Source organism: Dissulfurirhabdus thermomarina (assembly GCF_012979235.1).
Taxonomy (GTDB): Bacteria; Desulfobacterota; Dissulfuribacteria; order Dissulfuribacterales; family Dissulfurirhabdaceae; genus Dissulfurirhabdus; species Dissulfurirhabdus thermomarina.
The window spans coordinates 1-2,680 of the sequence record NZ_JAATWC010000016.1; the positions used below are offsets into that span (position 1 = coordinate 1).

Here is a 2,680-nt window from a genome sequence, read left to right on the forward strand (position 1 = left end):
CGGCGATGCGGAAGGCCGTCATCTTGACACCGCGGGCTTGACATCCCGCCGCGCCGCCGCTGGCATACGCCCCCGTGCCCTGCACGTGGAGGTGGGGGGCGGGTCGTCTCCTTCCTTTTCCTTCGGGGCCATCCATCCTTGCCTGCTTGTCTGCCGCAGCGGCGGGCCTCCGCGAGGGGGGCCCGGGTGGGTTGCGGCGTTTCGGGGGTTGGGCTGTGAAGGTCTTTTTCAATACCGCCGGGTCGGTCCGCTGGTTTCTTCTCTTTATTATTTTGCATCTTCGGGCCGGCGGCCGCCTTCGGCGCCACCGGGGAGGTCGTCATCACCCAGCCGCAGGCCACGGGCGGCGTCGTCCATGTGTCCGGCGGTTTCGTGGTGCGCGGCACCTACGTGATGACGGAGGATGAGACGCCAAATCGCTCCGTACCGTCTTACCCCAGCTGCCAAAACGACGGCGCCTATCTCTTTCCCTCTATCGCCTTTCCATACTTCGGCCGGCGATACCACGCCTACCTGTACTACGCGTTGGATGGCGGGCCCCCTCATACACTCGGCCGGATCGTCTCGGATACGAGGGGGACCCGGACAGACATCGGGAAGGTCCAGGAATTCGCCTGCTGGGTGGACACCCGCGGCCTGGATCCCGGGAAAGTCCACGAAGTTCGGGTCTTTCTCGAGGACATCCTTGGGTATCGCTGCGCGACATGGTGGTTTGGCGCGGCGGTCGCCTCCAACGGCACCTTTGCCGAGGCAACCCTGCGTTTCCGGATCGGAGGTTGCCTTGATGCCGACGGCGACGGCTTTTCCGCCCTCGATCCCGAAGCCTGCCCGGGGGGTGACGACTGCGACGACGCGGACAACGCCACGCACCCGGGCGCCCCGGAGGTCTGCGACGGGGCGGACAACGACTGCGACGGGCAGGTGGACGAGGACATCGTCCACATCGAGGCCTTCGGCGGCGCCGCGGCCACGATCCATCCCCGGACCGGCGGGCGGATAGAGCTTTCGGGCACCGTCTCGGCCCCGGCGGGCGAGCCGGTCGCCTGGCGCATCCTGTTCCCGGACGGCCAGGTGGCCTCCGGCAACGGGACCACGGTGCAGGCCGCCTGGCTCGGGCGCGACGCCGGCGGCAAGGCCCTCGAGGCCGGGCGCGACTATCCCGTCACCCTGGAGGCCCAGGTGCCGGGCGGCTGCGGCGACACCAAGACCATCACCCTCCACGTGGCCGATGACGGGCACGGCTGCCTCCGGGTCACCTTCGGCTCCACGGCGAACATCGCCACGGGGAACCTCCGTCACCGCCAGGTGCTGGTGAGCCTCCCGGGCGAAGGGCCCGCCGCCTCGCTCACCCTCACCTACAACAGCCTTGAGGGCCGCTCGGGCCCCCTGGGCCCGGGCTGGACCCACACCCACGCCGCCCGGCTCCTGGCCAACGCCAACGGGAGCTACACCTTCGTCTCCGGGGCCGGGGACCGGCGGGTCTTCTACCCGGACGGGGCGGAGTGGCGGCCGGAGGGCGAGGCCTGGCCGGTGCTGTCCCGGGAGGCCGACGGCCGGCTCGTCCTCCGGGGAAGGGACGCCACGGCCCGGGTCTTCGACGCCGGGGGGCGGCCGCTCTCAGTCTCGGACCGCAACGGCAACACCCTGGCCTACACCTACGACGCGGAGGGGCGGCTTTCGGCCGTGACGGATCCCTCCGGCACGACCCACGCCTTCTCGTACGAGGAGGGGCGTCTCGTCCGGGTGGCCTCCACCGCCCCGGACGGCACCGTCTCGGCCTGGACCTACGCCTACGATGCCTCCGGCCTTCTCCTGGAGAAGACCGACCCGGCGGGCCACGCCACGCACTACGCCTACGACGCAGCCGGGCGGGTGATCGAGTCCACGGACGCCGAGGGCCGGACCCGGCGCCTTTCCTACCTCGAGGGGGAGGCCGCCGCCCGGGTCACGGAGCCCGGCGGCGGCGCCTGGACCTACCGCTACGACCCGGTCCTGGGCGTGGTGACGGAGCGGACCGACCCGGAGGGCCGCACCACGGCCTACACCTACGACGCGGCGGGACGGCTCGTGGCGGTGACCGACCCGGCCGGGGCCGTCACCCGCTACGCCTACGACGCGCGCGGCAACCGCACCTCGGTGACCGACCCCGCGGGCCGCACCACCGTCTTCACCTACGACGCCGGCGACCGCGTGGCCTCGGTGACCGACCCGGAGGGCCGCACCACGCGCTACACCTACGACGAGCGGGGGAACCTCTCGTCGGTGGCGGATCCCGCCGGCGGCGTCACCCGGATCGACCGCGACGAGCGGGGCGATCCCGCCCGCATCGAGGACCCCACCGGCCGGGTGGCCACCTTGACCTACGACGCGGCGGGACGGCTCGTGGCGGTGGCCGACGCCCTGGGCGGCGCCACCCGGTTCGCCTACGACGCGGCGGGGCGCCTGGTGCGGCAAGAGGACCCGGAGGGCGGGGTGACGGAGTTCGCCTACGATACCTTCGGCCGCCTCGTGCGGGTGACCGACCCCCTGGGCCATGCCGCCACCTACACCTACGACGCCCTGGGGCGGCTCCTTTCGGCGACCGACGCCGACGGGCGGACCACCCGGTTCGAGGTGGACGCCGTCGGCCGGACCACGGCGGTGACGGACGCCCTGGGCGGGGTGACGCGGATCACCTACG

At 72.2% G+C, this 2,680-nt stretch carries 1 protein-coding gene; it reads left to right on the plus strand.

Features of this window, described 5'->3' with window-relative positions:
• Positions 1–621: 621 nt before the first annotated feature.
• On the plus strand, positions 622–2,680 hold a 2,059-nt coding region (locus tag HCU62_RS12770; protein ID WP_343066738.1), incomplete at its 3' end, for a DUF6531 domain-containing protein.